General features: G+C 63.3%; 17 protein-coding genes. 9 read left to right on the forward strand and 8 right to left on the reverse strand.

Annotated elements, in window-relative coordinates; translation table 11 throughout:
- Positions 1-25 precede the first annotated feature (25 nt).
- Positions 26-1228 carry a 3-oxoadipyl-CoA thiolase gene (pcaF, locus tag ACMFWR_RS09260; protein ID WP_413194696.1) on the forward strand — a complete coding sequence of 401 codons (1203 nt, stop codon included), beginning with the start codon at positions 26-28 and terminating at the stop codon, positions 1226-1228.
- 123 nt (positions 1229-1351) lie between these two features.
- Here pcaF and ACMFWR_RS09265 read toward each other — a convergent pair whose 3' ends face one another.
- Positions 1352-2143 (reverse strand): phytanoyl-CoA dioxygenase family protein, encoded by a 792-nt coding sequence (locus ACMFWR_RS09265; protein ID WP_413194697.1) that lies wholly within the window; start codon positions 2141-2143, stop codon positions 1352-1354.
- Positions 2144-2487: 344 nt separating this feature from the next.
- Here ACMFWR_RS09265 and ACMFWR_RS09270 point away from each other — a divergent pair, with 344 nt between their 5' ends.
- Both ACMFWR_RS09270 and ACMFWR_RS09275 read left to right on the forward strand, forming a co-directional pair.
- Positions 2488-3591, forward strand: a complete 1104-nt coding sequence (locus tag ACMFWR_RS09270) for a substrate-binding domain-containing protein (RefSeq protein ID WP_413194698.1) — start codon at positions 2488-2490, stop codon at positions 3589-3591.
- A gap of 157 nt (positions 3592-3748) precedes the next feature.
- Entirely contained in the window at positions 3749-4693 is a 945-nt protein-coding gene (locus tag ACMFWR_RS09275; protein WP_413194699.1) for an aldo/keto reductase, read from the forward strand.
- Between the two features lie 7 nt (positions 4694-4700).
- On the opposite strand, the gene ACMFWR_RS09280 is transcribed toward ACMFWR_RS09275, so the two are convergent.
- From ACMFWR_RS09280 to ACMFWR_RS09295, 4 genes are all read right to left on the reverse strand, one after another.
- The gene (locus ACMFWR_RS09280) at positions 4701-6266 is read right to left on the reverse strand and encodes a methyl-accepting chemotaxis protein (protein ID WP_413194700.1); all 1566 of its coding nucleotides are present in this window, start codon (positions 6264-6266) and stop codon (positions 4701-4703) included.
- Between the two features lie 230 nt (positions 6267-6496).
- Positions 6497-8524 carry an acetyl/propionyl/methylcrotonyl-CoA carboxylase subunit alpha gene (locus ACMFWR_RS09285; RefSeq protein WP_413194701.1) on the reverse strand — a complete coding sequence of 676 codons (2028 nt, stop codon included), beginning with the start codon at positions 8522-8524 and terminating at the stop codon, positions 6497-6499.
- A 38-nt stretch (positions 8525-8562) separates the two neighbouring features.
- Entirely contained in the window at positions 8563-10257 is a 1695-nt protein-coding gene (locus ACMFWR_RS09290; RefSeq protein ID WP_413194702.1) for a carboxyl transferase domain-containing protein, read from the reverse strand.
- Between the two features lie 11 nt (positions 10258-10268).
- Complete coding sequence (locus tag ACMFWR_RS09295; RefSeq protein WP_413194703.1) at positions 10269-11444, reverse strand: isovaleryl-CoA dehydrogenase; 1176 nt, start codon at positions 11442-11444, stop codon at positions 10269-10271.
- Between the two features lie 356 nt (positions 11445-11800).
- Here ACMFWR_RS09295 and ACMFWR_RS09300 point away from each other — a divergent pair, with 356 nt between their 5' ends.
- Both ACMFWR_RS09300 and ACMFWR_RS09305 read left to right on the forward strand, forming a co-directional pair.
- On the forward strand, positions 11801-11992 hold the full coding sequence (locus ACMFWR_RS09300; protein WP_413194704.1) for a hypothetical protein: 192 nt from the start codon (positions 11801-11803) through the stop codon (positions 11990-11992).
- A gap of 226 nt (positions 11993-12218) precedes the next feature.
- A complete protein-coding gene (locus ACMFWR_RS09305) occupies positions 12219-13595 on the forward strand; it encodes a sigma 54-interacting transcriptional regulator (RefSeq protein ID WP_413194705.1) in 1377 nt (458 codons plus the stop codon).
- Positions 13596-13728: 133 nt separating this feature from the next.
- On the opposite strand, the gene ACMFWR_RS09310 is transcribed toward ACMFWR_RS09305, so the two are convergent.
- Positions 13729-15180, reverse strand: coding sequence for a hypothetical protein (locus ACMFWR_RS09310; RefSeq protein WP_413194706.1), 1452 nt, complete (start codon positions 15178-15180; stop codon positions 13729-13731).
- 558 nt (positions 15181-15738) lie between these two features.
- A complete protein-coding gene (locus ACMFWR_RS09315) occupies positions 15739-16860 on the reverse strand; it encodes an ornithine cyclodeaminase (RefSeq protein WP_413194707.1) in 1122 nt (373 codons plus the stop codon).
- A 314-nt stretch (positions 16861-17174) separates the two neighbouring features.
- On the opposite strand from ACMFWR_RS09315, the gene ACMFWR_RS09320 reads away from it, so the two are divergent.
- Positions 17175-17618: an Lrp/AsnC family transcriptional regulator gene (locus ACMFWR_RS09320; RefSeq protein WP_413194708.1), complete on the forward strand. Its 444-nt coding sequence runs from the start codon at positions 17175-17177 to the stop codon at positions 17616-17618.
- Positions 17619-18222: 604 nt separating this feature from the next.
- Positions 18223-18492, forward strand: coding sequence for a DUF4148 domain-containing protein (locus tag ACMFWR_RS09325; RefSeq protein ID WP_413194709.1), 270 nt, complete (start codon positions 18223-18225; stop codon positions 18490-18492).
- Between the two features lie 188 nt (positions 18493-18680).
- Here the strand turns inward: ACMFWR_RS09325 and ACMFWR_RS09330 are convergent, their stop codons facing one another.
- A complete protein-coding gene (locus ACMFWR_RS09330) occupies positions 18681-19433 on the reverse strand; it encodes an SDR family NAD(P)-dependent oxidoreductase (protein ID WP_413194710.1) in 753 nt (250 codons plus the stop codon).
- Positions 19434-19718: 285 nt separating this feature from the next.
- Here ACMFWR_RS09330 and ACMFWR_RS09335 point away from each other — a divergent pair, with 285 nt between their 5' ends.
- Both ACMFWR_RS09335 and ACMFWR_RS09340 read left to right on the forward strand, forming a co-directional pair.
- Positions 19719-21179 carry a bifunctional 2-methylcitrate dehydratase/aconitate hydratase gene (locus ACMFWR_RS09335; RefSeq protein WP_413194711.1) on the forward strand — a complete coding sequence of 487 codons (1461 nt, stop codon included), beginning with the start codon at positions 19719-19721 and terminating at the stop codon, positions 21177-21179.
- Positions 21180-21435: 256 nt separating this feature from the next.
- The gene (locus ACMFWR_RS09340; RefSeq protein ID WP_413194712.1) at positions 21436-23754 is read left to right on the forward strand and encodes a hypothetical protein; all 2319 of its coding nucleotides are present in this window, start codon (positions 21436-21438) and stop codon (positions 23752-23754) included.
- Positions 23755-23759: the final 5 nt, after the last annotated feature.

A 23759-nucleotide genomic window follows, 5' to 3' on the forward strand; every position in this document is an offset into this window, starting at 1 on the left:
GATTCCTCGTTGATCTCCATCCATCATGACTGAAGCCTTTATTTGTGACGCAATTCGCACGCCGATCGGCCGCTATGCCGGGTCCCTGTCTTCCGTGCGAGCCGACGATCTCGGCGCGGTGCCGCTGCGTGCGCTGCTCGAACGCAACAAGAATCTCGATCCCGCAGCGATCGACGATGTGATTTACGGCTGTGCGAACCAGGCCGGCGAAGACAACCGCAACGTCGCGCGCATGTCGCTATTGCTCGCGGGTCTGCCAGTGTCGGTGCCCGGCAGCACGGTGAACCGCTTGTGCGGCTCGGGCATGGATGCCGTGGGCATTGCAGCCCGTGCGATTCGCGCCGATGAAACGACGTTGATGATTGCGGGCGGTGTCGAAAGCATGAGTCGCGCGCCGTTTGTGATGCCGAAGGCCACGTCCGCGTTTTCGCGTCAGTCGGCGGTGTATGACACGACGATCGGCTGGCGTTTCGTGAACCCGCTGATGAAGCAGCTCTACGGTGTCGACGCGATGCCGGAGACGGGCGAGAACGTCGCGCAGCAGTTCCAGATCTCGCGCGAAGACCAGGACAAGATGGGCCTGCGCAGCCAGCTCAATGCGGCGCGCGCGCAAAAGGACGGCACGCTTGCGCAGGAAATCGTGCCGGTGACGGTGCCGCAGAAGAAGGGCGATCCGATCGTTGTCGATCGCGACGAGCACCCGCGTGAAACCAGCCTCGAAGCGCTCGCGAAGCTCAAGGGCGTCGTGAAGCCGGATGGCACGGTGACCGCGGGCAATTCGTCGGGCGTCAACGACGGTGCAGCCGCACTGCTGATCGCGAGCGAAGCGGCGGCACGGCAGTTTGGCCTCACACCGCGTGCACGCATCGTCGGCGTTGCGACCGCGGGCGTCGAGCCGCGCATCATGGGGATCGGACCTGCGCCGGCGGCGCAGAAGCTGATGGCGCGTCTGGGCATGACAATCGATCAGTTCGATGTGATCGAACTCAACGAAGCGTTTGCATCGCAGGGCCTCGCCGTGCTGCGTCAACTCGGCGTGGCCGACGATGATCCTCGCGTGAACCCGAACGGCGGCGCCATTGCGCTGGGTCACCCGCTCGGCATGTCGGGCGCACGCCTGGTGACGACTGCGGCGTACCAGTTGCAGCGCACCGGCGGCCGCTTTGCGCTGTGCACGATGTGTATTGGCGTCGGGCAGGGGATTGCGTGCGTGATCGAGCGCGTCTGATCCCGCTCGCGGATCAGCGTCACTGATCAACGCCATGGATCAGCGTCATCGATCCGCGCGGCTGATCAAGGTCACTTATCGACGTCACTTATCAACGTCACTGATCCGGCTCGCCGTTCAGCTTCAATACGCGAACTTCAGATAGTCCTCGGAATCGGCGAGTGTGCCCACATCGTCGATCTGAGGCATATAACGCAGCAATCGCTTCGCGCGGGTGCTGAGGCCCGTGTACACATCGCGCGGCACGTCCACCTTGACCTCGGGCCGGTAGTACCAGCGGCGGCTGTACCCGATGACCACCATCGGGCGTGGCGCGTCGGTCTGGTTCGGCGTGCCGCGGTGCAAACCGCGCACGTCGCGAATCATCACGTCCCCCAACTGCATCGGAATTGCGCGTAGCGGCTTCTCGCCGCTCTCGTACGCGCGCATGCCTTCGTCCTTGTCCATCCGGTGCGTGCCGAAGGTGGTTTCAAATGCACCGTTCTCGACCGTTACGTCGCAGAGTGCGAAATTGACGGCGAGCTGGAACGACGGCGTCTCCGGCTCATTGTCGAACAGGGCAGGCGTGTCGCGATGCACGTCCTGATACGTCGAACCCTTGAGCGGCGTATCGGTCGCCAGCTGACACATCACCGGGTCCTCGCCGGCCACGCGTTCAACGATCGCCAGAATGTCGTCGTCGCAAAAGATCCGCTCATCGGCGAACACACCCAGAAACGGCAGCGTGATGTAGTGCCGGTTATCCCCGCGCACGGCCGTCGCCTGCCTTGCGATCCGGTCGGCCAGCAACGGCGCGAAGGCGTGTGCCCACGTGTTCAGCACGTCGCGCGGCAGATGCTGGCGCAATACGACAAGTCCGTCGCGCTCGAAATCTCGCGCGAACGCATCGTGTTCGGATTCGGAATAGCGGGCCACGATTGTCTCCTGGGGTGAGGGCGCGCTTGAACATGCGCTGTATGTCGAACCACGCCTCGTGCGATCGATCGCCGGGCGCCGGGAATTTCAATAGTTGGAATGTCGGGCGTTCAGGATTTCGAAACGAGGCTTGAACGACCGGCTCTCATCATATCCAAAACCCCGTTTTGCCATTTGCTTTCCATGCGAACCGCGATTTGCAATCGAGAAAATCGCGCCATTGCTAAGGAAAATCGATTGGTGGGAGGCGCGCGGCGTGCATGGTTAACTTGTCATCACCTGCTGCATGCAGGCAGGCACAGGAACCGGGAACGCCTGATATCCAACGACAAGAAGAGAGAGCCATGACACTCGAGCGCACACTTTCCAGCTTCACTTCGGCGAGACTACGTCGCAAGGCCGTGACGATCGGTGCGACGTCCGCACTCGTTGTGTCGGCGCTCGCATCGCCGGCGTGGCTGACCCCTGCGTATGCAAGCGGCATTCCTGGCGCACCGGCGCCGTTCGACAAGGGCGGCGTCAAGATCGCGCTCGTCAATTATCTGTCGACCGGCGACTTCTTCCAGGCTTACGACAGCGGTGCGCAGAAGCAGGCGAAGGCCTTGGGCATCGACCTCAAGGTCTTCCCGGGCAAGGAAGATGCCGCGCTTCAGCAGGAACAGATTCAGCAGGCGATCAACCTCGGCGTCAAAGGGATCATCGTCAATCACGGTCTGCCCGAGTCGCTGAAAGATGTCGTGCAAAAGGCACTCGATGCAGGGATCAAGGTCGTGGCGTTCGACGTGAACCTCGACAACCCGAAGATTCCGCAGATCGAGCAGAGCGACCACGAACTGGCGAAGACAGCCCTCGATCAGGCCATCAAGGACAACGGCGCGGCGTTCAAGGCGGGTTACGTCTATGTCGCGGGCTTTGCGCCGCTCGATCGGCGCGATCAGGTCTGGAGCGACACCCGAAAGGCGCATCCGGGCATCGTTGAAAAGGCGCGCTGGGGCACGGTCGACGCGCCGATTCCGACATCGGTGGCCGCGCAGGCCAACGCGGCATTGCGCGCCAACCCGGACATTACCGTTGTGTTCGCACCGTATGACGAGTTTGCGCGAGGCACCAAGCTCGCCGCGAACGATCTGGGGATCAACAAGAAACTGAAGATTTATAGCGCGGATATTTCGACGGCCGATATCGCTGAAATTCGCGAGCCCGATAGTCCATGGGTCGCGACAAGCGCCACGAACCCGGCGGTGGTCGGTGCGGTGTCCGTGCGCGCGGTTGCGTTGTCCGTGGCCGGTCAGGATCCGGGTCATACGATCGAGATCAAGCCGGCGCTTGTGACACGTGCGGACCTGAATCGCCTGGACGTGAAGACGATCGACGATCTCTCGGCAAAACTCCCGGCATTCGGCAAGAGCGATGCGGCACGTGCATCGTGGATCCCGGTAGCGCAGTAGTCTGCTACTTGTGCTTGCTGCTCGCGTCTGAGGCTTGCGTCTGGCGCTGGTGTCTGCAGCTTGCGAGCTTCGTCGGCGCTGGCATGCGCAGTGCAGGGGTTGCATCTGTCCTCGAAGTCGTTGAGACTGCAATGATTCTCGACAACGGGGTGAACCGATGCAATCGCGCGAACTGGGAACAACCGGGATCAAGGTGTCGCCGCTGATGTTCGGCGGCAACGTGTTCGGATGGACCGCTGACGAAGCGACGTCGTTTTCCTTGCTCGATGCGCTGGCCGACGCGGGTATCAACTTCATCGACACGGCCGACGTCTATTCCGCATGGGTGCCCGGCAATCAGGGTGGCGAGTCGGAAACCCTCATCGGCAAATGGTTCAAGCGTTCCGGCAAGCGCGACAAGGTCGTGCTCGCGACCAAGGTCGGATCGCTTGCGACGCGCCCCGGCCTGACGCGAGACAACATCCTGAAGGCGGCCGACGATTCTTTGCGTCGTCTGCAGACCGACCATATCGACGTCTATTTTTCGCACCGCGATTTCGCCGAATCGGCGCCGCTCGAGGAAACCTTGTCGGCGTATCAGACACTGATCGACGCCGGCAAGATCCGCGTGATCGGCGCGTCGAACTACAGCGGCGCGCGGCTTCGCGAAGCGCGCGAAATCAGCCGCGCGCACGGGCTGCCGGAATATCAGGTGATCCAGCCCGAATACAACCTCTATGAACGTGTCGAATACGAGCGCGAATCGGAGCCTGTCGCGTCGGAGTTCGGCATTGGCGTGGTGACCTATTTCTCGCTGGCGCGCGGATTTCTGAGCGGAAAATACCGCTCGCTCGACGATCTGTCGAAGAGCAAGCGAGGCGGTGCGGTCGAGAGCTACCTGAACAAGCGCGGCAAGCGCATCCTCGCTGCACTCGACGCCGTATCGTCCAGGCATTCGACCACGCCCGCCACCGTGGCACTGGCGTGGCTCATCGCACGGCCCAGCGTGACGGCGCCGATCGCGAGCGCGACGTCGCTCGAACAGCTCGGCGCGCTCGTCGCGGCGACACAGCTCACGCTGAGCGCGGAAGATATGGCCGAACTCGACGAGGCGAGCGCGTAGGGCGAGGCTATGCGTGTTCCAGCGAGAACAGACGTACCGCGTCGCTGAGCACGCCCGCCTGCAAGCCGAGGTTCTGCGCGGTCGACGCAGATTGCTCCACGAGTGCCGCGTTTTGCTGCGTCGCACTGTCGAGTTGCGCGACCACCTGCGTGACCTGGCGGATACCGTCGGCCTGTTCACTGCTGGCGTCGGCGACCTCCACGATGATCGCCGCGACGCGTTGCACGGCTTCGTCGATCGCACGGACCTGGGCCGCGGTCTGCGACACGAGCAGCGAGCCTTTTTCAACTTCAGCCGTGCTCGCGTCGATGACCGACTTGATCTCCTGTGCGGCCTTCGCACTGCTTTGCGCAAGATTGCGGACCTCCGTGGCCACCACGGCGAATGAGCGTCCTGCTTCGCCCGCTCGCGCGGCTTCGACGGCCGCGTTCAACGCGAGGATATTGGTCTGAAACGCGATGCTGTCGATCAGGCTCGTGATGTCGCCAATGCGCCTGGATGCGGTCGCAATGCCGGCCATCGTCTGTTCGACTCGCGCCACCATCTGATCGCCTTCGGTCGCGGCCTTTTGTGCTTCCTGCGACAGGTTCAGCGCGCGCGTGGCCGAATCGGCGTTGGCCTGCACGGTCGAGGTCAGCTCATCCATTGTCGCGGCGGTTTGCTCGAGCGAGGCCGCCTGCATCTCGGTACGTCGCGACAGGTCGGCATTGCCGCTGCCGATTTCACTCGCGGCGTCGGATACGCCCGTGATCTGCGAGCGGACGTCGAACACGATTGCGCTGAGGTTCGACTTCAACTGTTGCAACGAGCGTTGCAGATCGCCAAGATCGTCCTGCCGGTCGGTGGCGAGATCGGCGCGCAGGTCGCCCGCGGCGAGACGCATCGCAAACTGCGTGATCTCCTCGAGCGGCCGGCCCAGGTGTTTTGCGAGGCGATTCGCTGTGACCGCGCCGAACACGGCGGTGACGGTTGTCGCGATCCAGTAGGCGAGGCCCGGAACGCCATGGTCGACGATGCAGCCGATCGCAAGCGTTGCGACGGGCGCACCGACCAGATTGGTCAGCGCAACGCGTCGCGCAAGCGCGAGCCGGGACCATTGCTCGAAGACAGCGCGCCAGCCTGTGCGCACAACGCGTCCACGCGCGAGCTTGCGGCCGCTGAAGCGGCCTTCACGCACCGCGTTATAGAGTGCATCGGCTTCGCGTATCTCGTCGCGCGAGGGCTTCACGCGTACGCTCAGGTACCCGACGGTGCGTCCTTGTTCGAGCACCGGCGTGACGCTCGCGCGCACCCAGTAGTAGTCGCCGTTCTTGCGACGATTCTTGACGAGCGCACCCCATTGATGTCCTGCGCGAACGCTCTGCCACAGATCGGCGAACGCCTCGCGCGGCATATCGGGGTGACGGATGATGTTGTGCGGCTGTCCGACGAGTTCATCCTTCTCATACCCCGAGGCCCGAATGAACGCGGGGTTGCAGTAAGCAATATTGCCCTGGAGATCGGTGGCCGACACGAGCATGTCGGCATCGTCGAGCACATATTCGTGCTGCGTGACGGGCTGGTTGTTTCGCATGACTTCCTTTGCTGCACGGCGACCGGACAGGCGGCGGGTGTCCGATGCAATCGTTCTGACGTCGAAATGAATTCAATCCTGTCTCGTTTATCGACCGCATCCTTTCAGGGCTGAAGGGTTTCCGAGTATTCCACTCGGGAACCCGTGGGCAGCCCCGGTAAATGTGCCGAAGAAGGATGCGTTTCGCGTCAGTGCAGTGTCGTGCCGTGCGATACAGCAGAGCCGGAAGTCTAGTCAGCGGTGGCGGGCGTAGCGAGATGAAGCAATTGCGCGCCGTCAGTGACCTGATCGCCGACGCCGAACAACACCGCATCGACGATCCCGTCGGACGGGGCGACGATCGTATGTTCCATCTTCATGGCTTCGATCACGAGCAAGGGCTTGCCCTTGGTGACGGCGTCGCCTTGCGCAACATGAATCGCGACCACTTTACCGGGCATGGGCGCGGTCAGGCGGCCATCACCGTGTTCAGCGTCGCTCGTATGCGCGAGCGGATCCTGCCATTCGAAGCGCCATGCTTCGCCGCCGCTGAAGACGTAGACGACCTGCGCGACGATCACGGCACGCACCTCGCGTTGCCGATCGCCGCACGTGACGCGAAACGTATGCGGTTCGTCCGCGCGTGCGAAGCTGAATGCATGCGCGGCGCCGTCTATTTCAACGGATTGCGCGCCGCGGTCCTTGATATAGATCAAGCTCAGTGGTTTTGGCGCGGCATCCCCTTCGCCCAGCGATGCAAGGGCGAACGCGCGGCGATACGGCGCGTTGAGCATCCAGCCCCCGAGACGGGTCCACGGCGTCGCCTCGGTATGACCGCGCGTGTCGCGATCGAGCAAGGCGGCCAGCGCGGCGGCGAGGGCGATCGCAGGCGCATCGGGCGCTGCAGGAAAGAGCGCGTCGTGATGGCGCTCGATCAGGCCGGTATCGAGGTCCGCGCTCGAGAAGGGCGCGCTCGCGACGAGCCGTTGCAGAAAGCTCAGGTTCGTCGAGAGGCCGATCACCTCGTATTCGCGCAACGCGGCCTGCATCGCTCGCAACGCGGCATTGCGGTCCGGACCGTGCACGATGAGCTTGGCAATCATCGGGTCGTAGAACGGGCTGATTTCATCCCCCTCACGCACGCCGCTGTCGATACGCACGGTCGAGTCCGAAGCATCGACGGCAAACTCGATCGCACGCGGTGTGCGCAGATGCGAGAGCCGGCCCGTCGACGGCAGGAAGCCGCGCGCGGGATTTTCAGCGTAGATGCGCGCTTCGATCGCGTGACCGTGCAAGCGCAACGCGTCCTGGCTCAACGGCAGCGCGGCGCCTGAGGCGACCCGGATCTGCCATTCGACGAGATCGAGGCCGGTGATCATTTCAGTGACCGGATGCTCGACCTGCAGGCGCGTGTTCATTTCCATGAAGTAGAACGCGCCATCGGCCATGATGAATTCGACCGTGCCCGCGCCGACGTAGCCGACTGCGCGTGCTGCCGCGACCGCGGCTTCGCCCATGGCGCGGCGGCGTGTTTCGCCGAGCCCGGGCGCCGGTGCTTCTTCGAGCACTTTCTGATGGCGCCGCTGAACCGAGCAGTCGCGTTCGTACAGATAGACTGCGCCGCCGAGCGTGTCGGCGAACACCTGGATCTCGACGTGGCGGGGGCGCGTCAGGTACTTCTCGATCAGCACGCGATCGTCACCGAAGCTCGCGCGTGCCTCACGCTGGCATGAGGCGAGGGCGTCGACGAAGTCCTCGCTTCGCTCGACCACGCGCATCCCTTTGCCACCGCCGCCGGCGCTTGCCTTGAGCAACACCGGATAACCGATCGCGTCGGCTTCGCGGCGCAAGTGGCCGGGGTCCTGGTCTTCACCGTGATAGCCGGGCACCAGCGGCACGCCGGCGTCGGCCATCATGGCCTTGGCCGCGGCCTTCGATCCCATCGCGGCGATCGCACTTGCAGGCGGACCGATAAAGACGAGGCCCGCATCGGCACAAGCCTGCGCAAACGCCTCGTTCTCCGAGAGAAAACCGTATCCCGGATGGATCGCTTCGGCACCCGTCGCGCGGGCAGCATCGAGAATGCGTGAGGCGACGAGATAACTTTGAGCCGCCGGCGCGGGGCCGATATGAACGGCTTCGTCACAGGCCGCGACGTGCTTTGCATTCGCGTCGGCATCCGAATACACCGCGACAGTCGCGATACCCAGCCGCCGGCATGTCGCCGCGACGCGGCAGGCGATTTCGCCGCGATTCGCGATCAGGATCTTCTTGAACATGGTGTCGGTTCGTAAGTGGGTTTCAGGGGCAGGCGCCATCACATCCGGAACACGCCGAACTTCGTGTCGGCGATCGGCGCATTGAGCGCCGCCGACAATCCGAGCCCCAGCACGTCGCGCGTTTGCGCGGGATCGATGATGCCGTCGTCCCAGAGTCTGGCCGTGGCGTAGTACGGATGCCCCTGGCGTTCGTACTGCTCGCGGATCGGTTGCTTGAAGGTGTCTTCGTCTTGCGCGCTCCACGCGCCGCCTTTCGCCTCGATGCCGTCGCGCTTGACGGTGGCAAGCACCGACGCGGCCTGTTCACCGCCCATGACTGAGATGCGCGCGTTGGGCCACATCCAGAGAAAGCGCGGCGAATACGCGCGGCCGCACATACCGTAGTTGCCCGCGCCGAACGAACCGCCGATGATGACCGTGAGCTTGGGTACTTGCGCCGTGGCCACTGCCGTGACCATCTTGGCGCCATGGCGTGCGATGCCTTCATTCTCGTACTTGCGGCCCACCATGAACCCCGTGATGTTCTGCAGGAACACAAGCGGGATCTTGCGCTGGCAGCAGAGCTCGATGAAATGCGTGCCTTTCTGCGCCGACTCCGAGAAGAGGATGCCGTTGTTGGCAATGATGCCGACGCGCATGCCCCAGATCTTCGCGAATCCGGTGACGAGCGTCGTGCCGAAGCGCGCCTTGAATTCATCGAATTCGGAGTCGTCGACGATACGCGCAATGATTTCGCGGATATCGAACGGTTTGCGCGTGTCGGTGGGAATCACGCCGTAGATCGATTCGAGGTCGTAACGCGGGGGCAGCGCGGGTCGCGTGGCGTGAGTGGCGTGAATATTGCGCGCTTCGCCGGCGCCGGCGCGAACGTGGAGGTCGATCCCGTCGCCGCCGTCCCGGACATCTGCGGCACGGTGCGCACGCATGCGAGCGTTGAGATTGGCCACGATCGTGCGCGCAATCGAGAGCGCGTGCGCATCGTTGTCGGCCAGATGATCCACGACACCCGACAGGCGTGTATGCACATCGCCGCCACCGAGATCTTCGGCGCTCACGACTTCACCCGTCGCAGCTTTGACGAGCGGCGGACCGCCCAGAAAGATCGTGCCCTGTTCACGCACGATGATCGATTCGTCGCTCATCGCCGGAACATACGCGCCACCGGCCGTGCACGAACCCATGACGACCGCGATCTGCGCGATGCCCTGAGCCGACAGGTTAGCCTGGTTATAGAAGATGCGCCCGAAATGTTCGCGATCCGGAAACACTTCGTCCTGATTCGGCAGGTTCGCGCCCCCCGAGTCGACCAGGTACACGCAGGGCAACTGGTTTTCGGCTGCGATTTCCTGCGCACGCAGGTGCTTCTTCACGGTGACGGGGTAGTACGTACCGCCCTTGACGGTCGCATCGTTGCAGACGATCACGCATTCGATGCCCGCGATGCGTCCGATGCCGGTGATGATGCCCGCGCCGGGTGCGTCGCCGTGGTACATGCCATGGGCGGCGAGCGGCGACAGTTCCAGAAACGGTGTGCCCGGATCGAGCAGATGCGCGACGCGATCGCGCGGCAGCATCTTGCCGCGCGCGAGATGCTTCTCCCGCGCCGCGTGGCCGCCGCCCTGCGAAACCTGTTGAGTCTGCACACGCAGGTCGTCGACCAGCGCGCGCATTGCGTCGGTGTTCGCGGCAAAGTCTTCGCCGCGCGGGTTCAGCTTGCTTTCGAGGACGGGCATCGCTTCAGGCCTCAGGCCGTTTCGTTGAACAGTTCGCGGCCGATCAGCATGCGGCGGATCTCGCTCGTGCCCGCGCCGATCTCATAGAGCTTGGCATCACGCCACAGGCGTCCGACGGGGTAGTCGTTGATATAGCCGTTGCCGCCGAGAATCTGGATCGCTTCGCCGGCCATCCACGTGGCCTTTTCGGCGGTGTAGAGAATCACGCCCGCGCAGTCCTTGCGCAGGTCGCGCAGATGGCCCTCGCCGAGGCTGTCGAGCCGCTGGCCGACCGCATAAAGATAGGCGCGGCACGCCTGGAACGTCGTATAGAGATCGGCGACCTTGCCCTGGATCAATTGAAATTCACCGATCGGCTGGCCGAACTGATGGCGGTCGTGGATGTAGGGGATCACAGCGTCCATCACGGCAACCATGATGCCGACCGGGCCGCCGGCCAGTACGGCGCGCTCGTAGTCGAGGCCGCTCATCAGCACTTTGACGCCGCCGTGCAGCTGGCCAAGGATGTTTTCCACCGGCACTTCGACGTCCTGGAACACGAGCTCGCCCGTGTGTGAACCGCGCATGCCGAGCTTGTCGAGCTTTTGCGCGACGGAAAAGCCCTTCATCCCTTTTTCGACGATAAAGGCCGTGATGCCGCGTGCGCCCGCATCGGGATCGGTCTTTGCATAGACCACGAGGGTGTCGCAATCTGGCCCGTTCGTGATCCACATCTTCGTGCCGTTGAGGCGATAGTGGTCACCGTGCCGTTCGGCGCGCAGCTTCATGCTGACGACGTCCGAACCGGCGTTGGGCTCGCTCATGGCGAGCGCGCCGACGTGTTCGCCACTGACGAGCTTGGGCAAATAGCGTTGCTTTTGCTCGGGAGTGCCGTTGCGATGGATCTGGTTCACGCAGAGGTTTGAGTGCGCGCCATACGACAAACCGACCGAGGCGGACGCGCGCGAGATCTCTTCCATCGCGATCATATGGGCGAGGTAGCCGAGTCCGGTGCCGCCGTATTCCTCGCTCACGGTCATGCCGAGCACGCCGAGGTCGCCGAATTTACGCCAGAGGTCCATCGGGAACTGGTCGGTACGGTCGATTTCCGCAGCTCGCGGGGCGATTTCGGCCTGCGCAAACGTCGCGATCGATTCGCGCAGCGCGTCCAGATCCGGGTTGGCCGACAGGCCGAGGGGCGCAAGCATGGGTGTCTCCTGGTCGTTACTTGACGTTAACGTCAACTAGCGCACATTGTTGCCGATGGCCCAGACGAGGTCCAGCGCGAGCGGGTTGGGGCAAACCCTGAGGGCGTGGTAACGGGCCGTGAGGCGGGCTCACGCGATTTCAGCCTGAACTGTTGTCAATCGCCATCGCTAAAGGCTTCATTCGAGATATTCTTTTGCGAGCTTGGCGAATCGCATGGACAATGCTGCGACGTTTGCGCACGATGATTTGCGTGTCCCGGTCCGCGTGTCCGGTCGTTATTCCCGCAAGTGATTCATCGACGGCGGCGCCATCACGCGACCGATCCATAGGCCGCCATCTGTTTGAGATTCAATCGATGCTTTTTGTTTTGGCCCTCGCGGGCGTCGTTGCGGCGTCACTGTCGAGCTATGCGAACGTCGCACGCCGACGTGGCTGGGATGTGCCGCGCGCGGTCCGTTACGGGCGCTATGCCGCCTGGCTCGTGTTTTTGGGTGCTGCATACGGCGTGGCCCGGCAACTCGGGCTCCTGGGATTACTGCCGCACTGACTTGCGCGGCGAAAGTCCGCGAACGCTCGATTCGCGTGCGTTTCCGCATGGAGCGAGACGATGAAACGGCTCAATATTGTGCTCGCCGCCACCGTTATCCAGTTATGCGGCCGATTGAGAGAGCCGGGGGTCCTTATTCGTAGTTGCCAAACTAAGGTGTGTATTACCGATAACAACCGGGGTGATACCTGGATTATTTGCTCGTGCGTGAAGCCGGAGCCAGGCGATGGATGCTAGCCCGCGGAACCTGATCTACCTGACGCGAACGCTGGACCAGACGTTGCGCGATCTGCTGGCCGATCGCGGCTGGAGTATCCGGGTCGTCGGTTCGTCGCGCGAAGCCGAACGTGAAGCGTCGCGCAATGCCGCGTCGGCGGGTTTGCTCGACCTGAGCAGCCAGTTCGACAAGCACGAACTCGCGTCGCTCGAACGGTGCCTGACCGCGTCGAAAGTGGGCTGGGTGGCGGCGGCGACGGTCGATCAGATGGCCGACCCCGCGATTCGCCGCCTGATTCGCGACTACTGCTTCGACTACGTCACCTTGCCGTGCCCCGACGAGAAGATCGTCAATGCACTCGGACATGCTTACGGCATGGCCGCGCTGACGGTCGGCCCGAGCGAAGCTGCGGCGGCCCAAGGCCCGCTCGGCGAGATGGTCGGCGCATCCGAGGCCATGCTGCGCTTGTTCCGCGCGATCCGGAAGGTGTCGGCGACCGACGCACCGGTCTATATCCATGGTGAGTCGGGGACCGGCAAGGAACTCTGCGCCCAGGCGATTCACGAGCATTCGGCGCGCCGCCGTGCGCCTTTTGTCGCGATCAACTGCGGCGCCATTTCTCCGCAATTGCTGCTGTCGGAGTTGTTCGGCTACGAGCGCGGCGCCTTTACCGGGGCGAACCAGCGCAAGATCGGACGGATCGAGGCCGCTCATACAGGGACGTTGTTTCTCGACGAGATCGGCGATTTGCCGCTCGAAGCGCAGGCGAGCCTGTTGCGGTTCTTGCAGGAAGGCACGATCGATCGCCTGGGTGGCTTCGATCCGATTCCTGTCGACGTGCGCGTGATTTCGGCCACCCACTTCGACCTTCAGGTGCTGATGGGCGAGGGCCGGTTTCGCTCCGACCTGTTCCACCGGCTGTGCGTGTTGCGTATCGACAATCCGCCGTTGCGGGCGCGGGGCAAGGATATCGAGGTGCTCGCGCGTCATGTGCTCGAGCGCTACAAGAGCGATGCATCGCGCACGCTGCGCGGCTTCTCGGACGATGGCGTGCGCGCGCTCTACAACTACGAATGGCCGGGCAATGTGCGTGAGCTGATCAACCGCGTGCGTCGGGCCATCGTGATGACCGATGGCCGCCTTGTCACGGCCGCCGACCTCGAACTCGGCCAGAGTCAGGGCACGGAACTCAAGACGCTGGCCGAGGCGCGCGAGCGCGCTGAACGCGAGGCGATCGAGCTCGCGCTCGAGCGGCATCCCGGACGTCTCGTCGACGCGGCCCGTGAACTGGGTATCTCACGCGTGACCCTGTATCGCCTGATGAGCGCGCTCGGCATGAGCACGCCGCGCGACGACCGCGATTTGCCTGAGGCTGCTGAAGGATAGGCCTGCCTGAGGCTAAGCGTGTCCGGGGGGCAGCGTGTCGAACGTAGGCGTGTCGAAGGTAGGCGTGTCAACGACAGGTGCATCAAAAGCTACGCGTACCCGAGGGCCGGCGCGCCGTAGGTCGACCCTCGGTTCACACGGCGTCCGTTCTCACATAGGCGTCGTCCGTCGAGGCGCCTGGCGCCGACGCGGATGGCTGAAAGCGATGCGTGTGACGTGCCGCGCAGTTCACGGCGCTCACGATTCGCGAGCCGAGTGCCTGAAGCGTCAGCGTGATCCGATACACGGTCCGGATCAGCGTCATTGCGCGGAGGGCTCCGCCGGGCCCCAGGCCCCAATGATCCTCAGGCGTGTCCGTGAATAGCCTGTACGGACGACCCGACTCCAGACGATCTGAATCTCGCGCGTTCATGCGAGGGGCGACACTCACATCGAACCATCGCAATGCCTGCGGGCCGAGCGGGTCGGGTTTGATCGACCCCTGCGCGGGGACGAGAATGTCGCGAAGCAGTTCACGTAACGCAGCGTTTTGCGCGAACTGCCCGAGGACTCCGTTGCTCGATCTGTCGCATACTGCACCGACCAGACGGAAGGCCCTCCGGAACCGCGCCGCGGCGCGCGGAAAGGCCGGTTCGCTTTCCACCATCGCATCGAGCATCGCCGCTTGCGCGCATAACGCCTGCATCCGGGCGCCGAAGTGCGACTGCCGCCCATGCGTGCCTATCTGGCTCAAGACTGCGCGCAACAGGTCGGACACACTCGCGACGACGCGCAACAGCCCCATCAACGGCTCGCGCCATTCGATCGGCGTGTGGAGTTCGAGGCTCCCGATCCGGTCCGACGCAAACAAGGCGATGCGCGCCGGTGCGAGCACGTAGTTGACGACGGTAAAGAGCGACGAGAGCTGTCGGCCCGCTTCGCTTGCAACATGACTGGCAGTTCCGGCGCGTGTGAGACGGCCCGCCTCCTCGAGCACGGCGGCGATGGGCGGATCGATATCGTGCAATGCCGCGATCAACGCGGCCATGGTGAGTTCATACCGCTTCAGCCATTCGTCGACGACATGGTGCGACGGCAGTGTGAAATAGGTCAGCGCCGAAGTGATGGCGGCCTTGGTGATTTCAACGCCGGTCATGGCCCACGATGCATGAAGATCACCAAAGGGCATGTTCGCGTGATGGTAGGCCTCGAGATTCCAGAGGCCTGTTTCGCGGGCGTCTTGGGAAACCTGCACGGCGACGCCGGTGAGCAAAATGGCGCTGGTTGCGAGAGACAACCCGTCGCGTATCGTTCGCATGCGCGTCCCGCGCGCGCCTTCTCGCTCGAGTCGGGTGAATTGCCGAAGGAACGCGCTCTCGAGCGTCTCTTCAGTGAAGACGTCGTTGAGTTCCGGGTGGCCGGCGAGAGCGTGCTCGAACTCGGGCCGGTAGAACATCTGGAACTCACGGGTTGTGCGGCGCGCGACGTCGAAGACTTCGACGGGCGTGCGTGTGCCGATATCGGGCGTAACGCCGTAGCTCGCGTACAAGGAGGCCATCTGGCCCGGGCGCAACGAGCCCCGCAGAGACTGAGTCGAGAATTGCATCGAGCCATCCGAGTCGGAGGCGCAGGCGTCAGCAGGCGCAGACGCAGACGCAGACGCCGCGGCTCGACAGCCCGGCGCCAGCTCATCGAGGCCGTCCCTTTCGTCCGGGGTCACCGAATGATCCGCGGACCAGGTCGTGCCTTCGTACGGTGGGGGAGGCGTGGCGCCCCGCGGACCGACATAGGGCGGGCACTCGCGATACGGAAGCCGCGGTTCATACAGTACGGTACGTGGCCAACTGTACGCGCCGTTATTACGTATTCGAATGATGGCAGGACCGCTCGTCCGGGTTGTCCAGACCGACGCATCGCTACGATGGCCTTCGGTAACGGGACAGCCTGGCGTCTGACGATGCGTGCGGGATAGCGGAGGCGGTGAATCGCCTCTCGACAAACGATACATAGCGATCTCCGGAAGCGCCGGACGGCAGGACGCCCGGTGTGTTCGGAGATGATCCGGGCATTGATGCCCGGCCGCTTTCACAGACTGCCGGTATTGAATTACGGGGTGAGGGCGCGCACGCATGCGCACCTCCAAGCCGGAATATGTCTGTGCAGGTTATGCCGCCCGAACCGACACGGGATCGTCCGACGATCCGGAATACGCTGTCGCGGCACTGCCGGGCAGGGGCTGGCGGGCCGGACCCGCTGTACCCGCGGGCCGATTGTCGAGCAGGAAGCCGAACAGGTTCTTGGGGTCCGGTGCCTCGGCGACAAGGCCGATGTCCTGACCGATCCCGAGCCGCATGGCCGTTGCGTGCAAATAGCGCAACGTCGAAAAGTCTTCGAGCGCAAAGCCGACCGAATCGAACACGGTGACATCGTCGGGCGACACGCGCCCGGGTTGCGACCCGTCGAGCACGCGCGACAACTCCGTGACCGCAAACGTATCGGCCATCTGCTGGATCTCGCCTTCGATACGCGACTGCGGCTCATATTCGACCACGACATGTGCGCACTCGAGGATCTTCGGATCGAGCTCCGTCTTGCCCGGGCAGTCCCCGCCAATGGCATTGAAGTGCATGCCCGGTTCGACCAGCGATGCGTCGACGATCGTCGCGAGACGTTTGTCGGCCGTTGCCGTGGTCACGATGTCGGCGCCGCGCATGGCCTCGGCCACCGAACGGGTGCGGACGATCTTCAGGCCTGGCCAGGCAGCCAGGTTGCGCACGAGCTTTTCCGTCGCAGCTTCGTCGACGTCGAAAGCGCGAATCTCGTCGATGCCGAGCATCGTGTGAAAGGCGAGCGCCTGGAATTCGGATTGCGCACCGTTGCCGATCAGCGCCATCGTGCGTGCATTGCGGCGTGCCAGACGACGCGCTGCGACGACCGACGTCGCCGCGGTGCGCATTGCCGTCGCCAGCGTAAATTCGCTGAGCAGCAGCGGGTAGCCTGTCGCAACGTCGGCCAGGGCGCCGAATGCCATCACGGTAGGCAGGCCTGCGCGCGTGTTGTTCGGGTGGCCGTTGACGAACTTGAAGCCGAAACGGCGCGTGTCGGCGACCGGCATCAATTCGATGACGCCGTCGCGTGAGTGCGCGGCAACGCGCGCGGTCTTGTCGAACGATGCCCAGCGCAGGAAATCGGCTTCGATTTCGCTGGCGATGTCCTGCAACATCCGTGGCACGCCGACCGCGTCGATCAACCTGAACAGGTCGGTGACGTCGAGATAGCGGGTCATGATGATTGTCTCCCTGTGAAACGGTGCAAATCCGGAAAGCGGCGTTGAATTCCGGACGCATGGCGATCGCGTTGCGGTCCCGTTTGCGTTTCGGTGGCCATCGGACCGGCAGCCGCGCCGGAGATCGACGGACCCGGGCCGCAGCCAGGGCCGTTCAACGCCTGGATTCATTGTGCCGGTTTGCCCGTTCAACACATAGCCAGCAGACTGCGCAATATGTTAGACGGATATGGCAGATTGTCTGCAATGAATGCCGATTTGCCAGTCATCTCGACATCCGATACCCTGAGCGGGAAGGATTACCGGAGACGGCCATGGCCGAAGCACTGCATTCGCTCGATGACACGGATCGCAAGCTCGTGGGCCTGCTGCGCGACAACGCCCGGTTGCCGGTGGCGCATCTGGCGAAAGTGCTGCATGTGTCGCGCGGCACGGTGCAGAACCGGCTCGACCGGATGGAGGCCGACGGAGTGATCGTCGGGTATACGGTCCGGCTCAAGCCCGAGGCCGAAGAACAGCGCGTGCGCGGCTGGATGAGCATTGCCGTGGAGGGAAACCGGGCAGGGCACGTGCTGGCGGCCCTGCGCGGCGAGCCGTGCGTTCAGTCGCTGCACACCACCAATGGCCGATGGGATATCGTCGCTGAGGTTCGCGCCGACAATCTCGAGGCGTTCGACCAGGTCCTGACGCGAATCCGGCTGATCGACGGAATTGGCGCAACCGAGACGAGCATTCTGCTGTCGACGCTCAAACTCTGAGCGTACGGACGGTTCGCTGGCGGCGGTTCGCTGGCGGCGGTTCGCTGGCGGCGACCGTTTCTGCCTCGTTATCCGTACGCTACGGGCCGTGGCGAACACGTAAAGCGGATCCGCGGTGCTATATGCGGCCGCGGAGAGATAACGTTCCGCTTCGGGCTTTGCGTGCCTCTTTCCGCAAGCGATGGCCTGCTCGACGGGCCTTGAAGTGCCAAGTTGCGTTGTGCAATTTGCATATTCCGGCCGTCCAACATGATCCAAAAGTGGATTTGGATGTCGCTCGACAGCCAGACTTCTGCACGCTTTTCGAATTTGTGCTGCGGACTGAAATACCGCGCTGACGAAAGAAAAAACTTCACTATTTAAATTTCGTTCGGCTTTCTACTCGAAACACACGGTATATCAGGGATGTACGCTGACCCGCCCTGTCGGGAGCAGGGTTTTGCGATGCAGCAAGCGTGCCTTCATTGTTACGAATCCTCGAACTATCTATTCCGCTTATCACCCTTTTTAGCCGATAGCCTAGGGTTTACATTACTTCCCAACGGCGAGCGGTCCAGAACTGGACCCGGCCGAATCCCCGGATTCAATAATCAGGAGTTACACCATGAAGCGCACTCTCGTATCCGCTCTGCTCGTTTCGGCCGCTTTCGCTGCTGCTGTTCCCGCTTTCGCGCAACAAAGCACGGGCCTGACCCGTGAGCAAGTCAAGGCTCAACTGGTTGCTGCTCAAGCTGGTGGTCAGCTCGAACAACAACGTGGCCGTAACGAATTCCCCGTGACGCGCGCCGCTACGTCGGGCACGTACGCTGTTGCTACGCAACACAGCCAGGCTCGTTATGCAAAGACGGCTGTTCCGAGCAACGCTCAGGAATAAGTTGAGTTTGTAGAACGAACCGCGCCGCTGATGGAATGACATCGCGGCGCGGGGTTGTCCGGCGATTCCCTCCCCGAATTGCCACTCGACGATCACTCCTCGTGCCGCCCACCCGTGCGGCACGTTTAAAACCCGGCAGCGATCCTGCCGGGTTTTTTTGCGTCTGACGCAGGATCAGCCCGACCGGATCAGCCCGGCGTGCGCACGATGTTGAATGCGCCCAGTGCCTGGCAGGTCGGCATCATTTCGATCGCGTTGATATTCACGTGCTCGGGCAGCGACATGATCCACGACACGGTCTCCGCGATATCGTCCGCGGTGATCGGCTGCGTGCCCTGATAGACGTTCGCGGCTTTTTGCTCGTCACCGCCAAAGCGCGTGACCGAGAACTCGGTGCCGCCGCACAGGCCCGGTTCGATCGACGTCACGCGAACCTTCTTGCCGACGAGGTCCGACTTCAGGTTCATCGTGAACTGATGGACGAACGCCTTGGTCGCGCCATACACATTGCCGCCCGGATACGGGTAGGTGCCAGCGACCGATCCCAGATTGATGATCCATCCGCGATTGCGCTCGACCATGCCCGGCAGCGCGGCATGCGTCATGTAGACCAGGCCCTTGATGTTCGTGTCGATCATGGTGTCCCATTCATCGAGCGACGATTGCTGAGCGGGGCCCAGGCCGAGCGCGAGGCCGGCATTGTTGACGAGGGCGTCGATCGGGCCGTGCGTCGCCTCGATCTGCTTGACGATGGCCGCGGTCGCTTCGCGATCGCGCACGTCGAGTTCGAATGCGATCAGCTTCGAGCCGAGCGATGCGACCAGTTCGTCGAGCTTGTCTTTGCGGCGCGCGGTGGCGAAAACGGTGTGACCGTCCTTGACGAGACGTTGGGCAATAGCGCGTCCGAAGCCGGCCGAGGCGCCGGTGATAAGTACGTTCATGGCGATGATCGTGCGTAGCGGGTGGGGGAAATGCAGCAGTGTAGCGGGCATTTGCCGCGCCTGTGCGGCATCCGCCGCGTGTTACCGGGCGTTGCGGCGCGGGGCTTGCTGCCGATGACGGTGACTTGCTGCAGGATGGCACGCAAGGCGGGTGGCATCTTTGGCCGACGGCCAAGGTTGCGCTGCTCCGACAGGCACATTGCGCTCCGCTACGATGCAGGAACCTGACAGGACCGACTTAAACGGATTGAACGAACCACGTGGACCGAACCCAGGAGGGAGACCATGTCTGAATCCGCTCAACGTTCCGCCGGCGTGCGGCCTCCGCCCGACGGCGTCCTTGTCGACATCGCCAACTACGTGCTCGACACGCCGATCGACAACGAACTCGCACTCGACACGGCCGCGCATTGCCTGATCGATACGCTGGGCTGCGGGCTCGAAGCACTCGGGTATCCCGCCTGTACCAAGCTGATGGGCCCGATCGTGCCCGGGACCATCGTGCCGCACGGCGCGAAGGTGCCCGGTACATCATTCCAGCTGGACCCCGTGCAGGCAGCATTCAATATCGGCGCGATGATCCGCTGGCTCGACTTCAATGACACGTGGCTTGCCGCGGAGTGGGGTCATCCGTCAGACAACCTCGGCGGGATTCTCGCGACGGCCGACTGGCTGTCCCGCACGCGCGTCGCCTCGGGTAAAGCGCCGCTCGTGATGCGCGACGTGCTGGTCGCCATGATCCGGGCGCATGAAATCCAGGGGTGTATTGCGCTCGAGAATTCGTTCAACCGTGTCGGTCTCGATCACGTTTTGCTCGTCAAACTTGCGACAACCGCCGTTGTCGGGCAAATGATCGGCCTTTCGCGCGACGAGCTGATCAACGCGATCTCGCTCGCCTGGGTCGACGGCCATGCTTTGCGCACCTACCGGCATGCACCGAATACGGGTAGCCGAAAGTCCTGGGCGGCGGGCGACGCCACGAGTCGCGGGGTGCGGCTTGCGTTGATCGCCAGTACGGGGGAGATGGGCTATCCGTCGGTGCTGAGCGCAAAAACCTGGGGCTTTTACGACGTGCTGTTCGGTGGCAAGCCGCTTGCGTTCCAGCGTCCATACGGCACGTATGTGATGGAAAATGTGCTCTTCAAGATTGCATTTCCGGCCGAGTTTCATGCGCAGACCGCGGCGGAGGCCGCCATGTCCCTGCATGTGCAGCTCGTCGAATCGGGGCGCAGCATTGAATCGATTCGCCGCGTGTCGATCCGCACCCATGAGGCGGCGATCCGGATCATCGACAAGCAGGGTCCGCTTGCGAATCCGGCAGATCGCGACCACTGCATTCAATACATGGTGGCGGTGCCCTTGATTTTTGGCCGTCTGACGGCGTCCGACTATGAAGACGATGTCGCGGCCGATCCGCGTATCGATGCGTTGCGCGCCAAAATCATCTGCGTCGAAGATCCGCAACTGACGCGCGACTATCACGATCCCGACAAACGTTCGATCGCCAATGCCCTGACGATCGAGTTCGAGGACGGCACGCGCTTCGAGGAAATCGAAGTCGACTATCCCATTGGCCATCGGCGCCGGCGGTCTGATGGCATCCCGTTGCTGATCGAGAAATTCCGGACGAACCTCGCGCGCCGATTTCCGGCGAAACAGCAGCAGGCGATTCTGGCGGCATCGCTCGATCGGCGCACGCTCGAGTCGATGGCCGTCAACGAGTATGTGGACCTGTACGCGATCTGATCACGATCTGATCCGTGAAGCCGATGCGCCGCGATGACGATTGTGTCAGCCGATCGGCGCGCTGACGCTGCCCATGACCGGAACGGTGGTGCGCCCCGGGAGGCCCATTCATGAGCCCATCCGTGAGGGCCATCCATGGCCCTATCCGGGTCGCTACCTAAAGATTACAGCCCGATAACCGTTAACTAGCTCGAGCGGGCGTCTCGGCATCGAACCCGCGACAGTTACCACACGCAGCATAAAAAAGAATCGGGTCATGAGCGACAGCGCGCATCAGCAGCATCGAAAACTTGCGTCGGCCGAAGCGGCCGCGTTTGCCAAGGTCATCGTGGCAGGCGGTCCCGCGGCTCCGGCCTCCATCGCCCTGTTTGGCGACTCGGCGAGCTCGAAAGGGCTGTTTGTCGACCGCGTGATCACCAAGATCCGCGATCTGACCAAGGACGACCCGGCGACCCAGGCGGCCGACGCGCAGCGCGAAGGCCGTTTCGCCGTCGTACGTTTTCATCCTCTCCCGGGCGAACCAGGCCAGCTTTGGGGCACCTTCGTCGAACATCTGTTTGCCGAGCTCAAGCTCGGCCCGGTGCAGGCGGGTGAGGCGGCCGATGCCGATCCGCTCGCCGCGCAACTCACGCACACGTTCAAGCTCGACGACCAGGCGGTGCGCGTCATGCGCGCGCGTGAACGCGTCACGAAAGCCGAAGAGGGGCTCGAACGCGCCCGACAGGCGTATGAGACGATCTATGGCAAGCGCGTGCGCAACGAAGACACGGTTGCGGTCGAAGTCACGCAGGGGATCTTCGACAAGCACCTGAGCGCCGACAAACCCCGCCTCGAACGCTTTTCGCGCGACCTCGGCGTGCGAAACATGGATATCGCGACCATCAAATCGCTGATGAGCGATGCGAGCACCCGGATGGGTCGCGCACGCATGCTGGCGTCGTCGCTCGTCACGATCGCCAAGCGCCGTCCCCTGATTTTCCTCGTGACAACGGTCTTGTCGATTCTGGCCACCGCTGCCGCGACGGTCGCGTTCGATTCGATCGGCACCGACTACCTTGCGCGGTTCATGCCGGAAGAGATCGCGCGACTGGTGGGCGATTTCGGCGTGGCACTGACCGCCGCCGTGATCGCATTCCGAATCGGCCTGTTCGGCCCGGCGCGCGCCATCAGCTATCTGCGTGGCATCGAAAAGGAAATCGAAACGACAGTCGAACGCGAGATCGTGCGCGAGAAGGCCAAGGGCGTTGCGAAAGTGACCGTGCTCGCCAAGCGCGAAACCGGGTTTGGCGATGCGCGCGAAGTGCTGAATGCCGCCGAGCGCGAACTCGAAAATGCGCGCGCCGAACTCGCGGCCGCGTCGCCCGGCGGCAATCCGAACGACGCACCGCCGTCGCGGCCTCCGCGCTCGATGCGTCCGGCCAAAGCGCGCGCCCCGGCAAGCACGCACACCGAAGTTTCGGTGGCAACGGCCGTGGCGACCGAAGGTGTCGGTGAGTACGCCGCGAACTCGGGCGAGGACGAAGAGGGTGGCGATCCTTCAGTTGAGGGCGCCGACGACGAAGACGAAGCGATTGTCGAGACGTTGAGCACGCCGACCGTGGTCGAAGCGAAGAAGCCCGTCGTGCCGATCGGCCGCGTGGTCGTGTTCTTTGAGGGTCTCGACAAATGCGGGCCGGTTGCCCTTGCCGATGCATTGCGCGCGATCGACGCGCTGCTGACGATGCCGCAGTTCACCGTGTTCGCCGTGTTCGACCAGGAGCGCGTCAACAAGACGCTGCGCCGGGAAACGGAAAAGCGCCAGGTCGTCAACGAAGACGAAGAAACCGGGATGCCCAAGCGCAATACCGAAGAGGCGACGCCAGGCGCCGGTGGGACGACGTTGTCCGACGATTATCTGTGCGGACGATTCGACACGTTCTACTGGATTCGCGACGAAGTCGAACCGAATCTTGCGCACAATTCGGCATCGGTGGCGGAACACCTGGCCGAGCTCGCTTCGGAAAACGAGGACGACTGGTGGTATCAGCTGGGCGGCGACGGCGCCGATGCGTCGACGGAAAGCGCCGACGGGGTGACGTTGTCGCAGCATGAACGCAGGCTGATCCAGCAACTCGACGTCATTGCGAACCAGACGCCGGGCGGCGGTCAGCGCCTCGTGTATGCGTACTATCTGATCAAGACGGCAATCGGTTCGGCCGCCAACGAAGGGTTCGTCGGTCCGGACGGCGAGCGCCCGCACTATCGCGCCGTGCTCGCGCAGCTCGGATTCATCTGCGGTCTTCCGCGGTTGTTCGAGCGGTATGTCGCCGTGCAGAGCACCAGCGCGCGTCGCAACGAAGATATGTATGGCCTGATGCAGCGTCTGCGTCGCCTGCATTTCGACCGCATTCGCGGCGGCGGCCGGTATATGGAAATCCTGCGCATGCTCGAGGAGATGGACCCCGACCGGGGCATGGTGCATGCGCTTGCGCACCACGCGAGCACGGTCGCGCGTTTTTCGATTTCGAGCCCCGAGCTCGTGCCGATGTTCGATCCGCCGCGTACTCGCGAAGACGCGAAGTCCGCTCACGCCTGAGCAAG

Source organism: Pararobbsia alpina (assembly GCF_965118125.1).
Taxonomy (GTDB): domain Bacteria; phylum Pseudomonadota; class Gammaproteobacteria; order Burkholderiales; family Burkholderiaceae; genus Pararobbsia; species Pararobbsia alpina_A.

Excerpts from the sequence above, each read along its gene's own strand:
- ACMFWR_RS09315 (WP_413194707.1), bottom strand. The coding sequence starts at position 16,860 with ATGACCCGCTATCTCGACGTCACCGACCTGTTCAGGTTGATCGACGCG.
- ACMFWR_RS09285 (WP_413194701.1), bottom strand. The coding sequence starts at position 8,524 with ATGTTCAAGAAGATCCTGATCGCGAATCGCGGCGAAATCGCCTGCCGC.
- ACMFWR_RS09280 (WP_413194700.1), bottom strand. The coding sequence starts at position 6,266 with ATGCGAAACAACCAGCCCGTCACGCAGCACGAATATGTGCTCGACGAT.
- ACMFWR_RS09310 (WP_413194706.1), bottom strand. The coding sequence starts at position 15,180 with ATGCAATTCTCGACTCAGTCTCTGCGGGGCTCGTTGCGCCCGGGCCAG.
- pcaF (WP_413194696.1), top strand. The coding sequence starts at position 26 with ATGACTGAAGCCTTTATTTGTGACGCAATTCGCACGCCGATCGGCCGC.
- ACMFWR_RS09290 (WP_413194702.1), bottom strand. The coding sequence starts at position 10,257 with ATGCCCGTCCTCGAAAGCAAGCTGAACCCGCGCGGCGAAGACTTTGCC.
- ACMFWR_RS09295 (WP_413194703.1), bottom strand. The coding sequence starts at position 11,444 with ATGCTTGCGCCCCTCGGCCTGTCGGCCAACCCGGATCTGGACGCGCTG.
- ACMFWR_RS09325 (WP_413194709.1), top strand. The coding sequence starts at position 18,223 with ATGAAGCGCACTCTCGTATCCGCTCTGCTCGTTTCGGCCGCTTTCGCT.
- ACMFWR_RS09335 (WP_413194711.1), top strand. The coding sequence starts at position 19,719 with ATGTCTGAATCCGCTCAACGTTCCGCCGGCGTGCGGCCTCCGCCCGAC.
- ACMFWR_RS09300 (WP_413194704.1), top strand. The coding sequence starts at position 11,801 with ATGCTTTTTGTTTTGGCCCTCGCGGGCGTCGTTGCGGCGTCACTGTCG.
- ACMFWR_RS09330 (WP_413194710.1), bottom strand. The coding sequence starts at position 19,433 with ATGAACGTACTTATCACCGGCGCCTCGGCCGGCTTCGGACGCGCTATT.
- ACMFWR_RS09270 (WP_413194698.1), top strand. The coding sequence starts at position 2,488 with ATGACACTCGAGCGCACACTTTCCAGCTTCACTTCGGCGAGACTACGT.
- ACMFWR_RS09320 (WP_413194708.1), top strand. The coding sequence starts at position 17,175 with ATGGCCGAAGCACTGCATTCGCTCGATGACACGGATCGCAAGCTCGTG.
- ACMFWR_RS09340 (WP_413194712.1), top strand. The coding sequence starts at position 21,436 with ATGAGCGACAGCGCGCATCAGCAGCATCGAAAACTTGCGTCGGCCGAA.
- ACMFWR_RS09275 (WP_413194699.1), top strand. The coding sequence starts at position 3,749 with ATGCAATCGCGCGAACTGGGAACAACCGGGATCAAGGTGTCGCCGCTG.
- ACMFWR_RS09305 (WP_413194705.1), top strand. The coding sequence starts at position 12,219 with ATGGATGCTAGCCCGCGGAACCTGATCTACCTGACGCGAACGCTGGAC.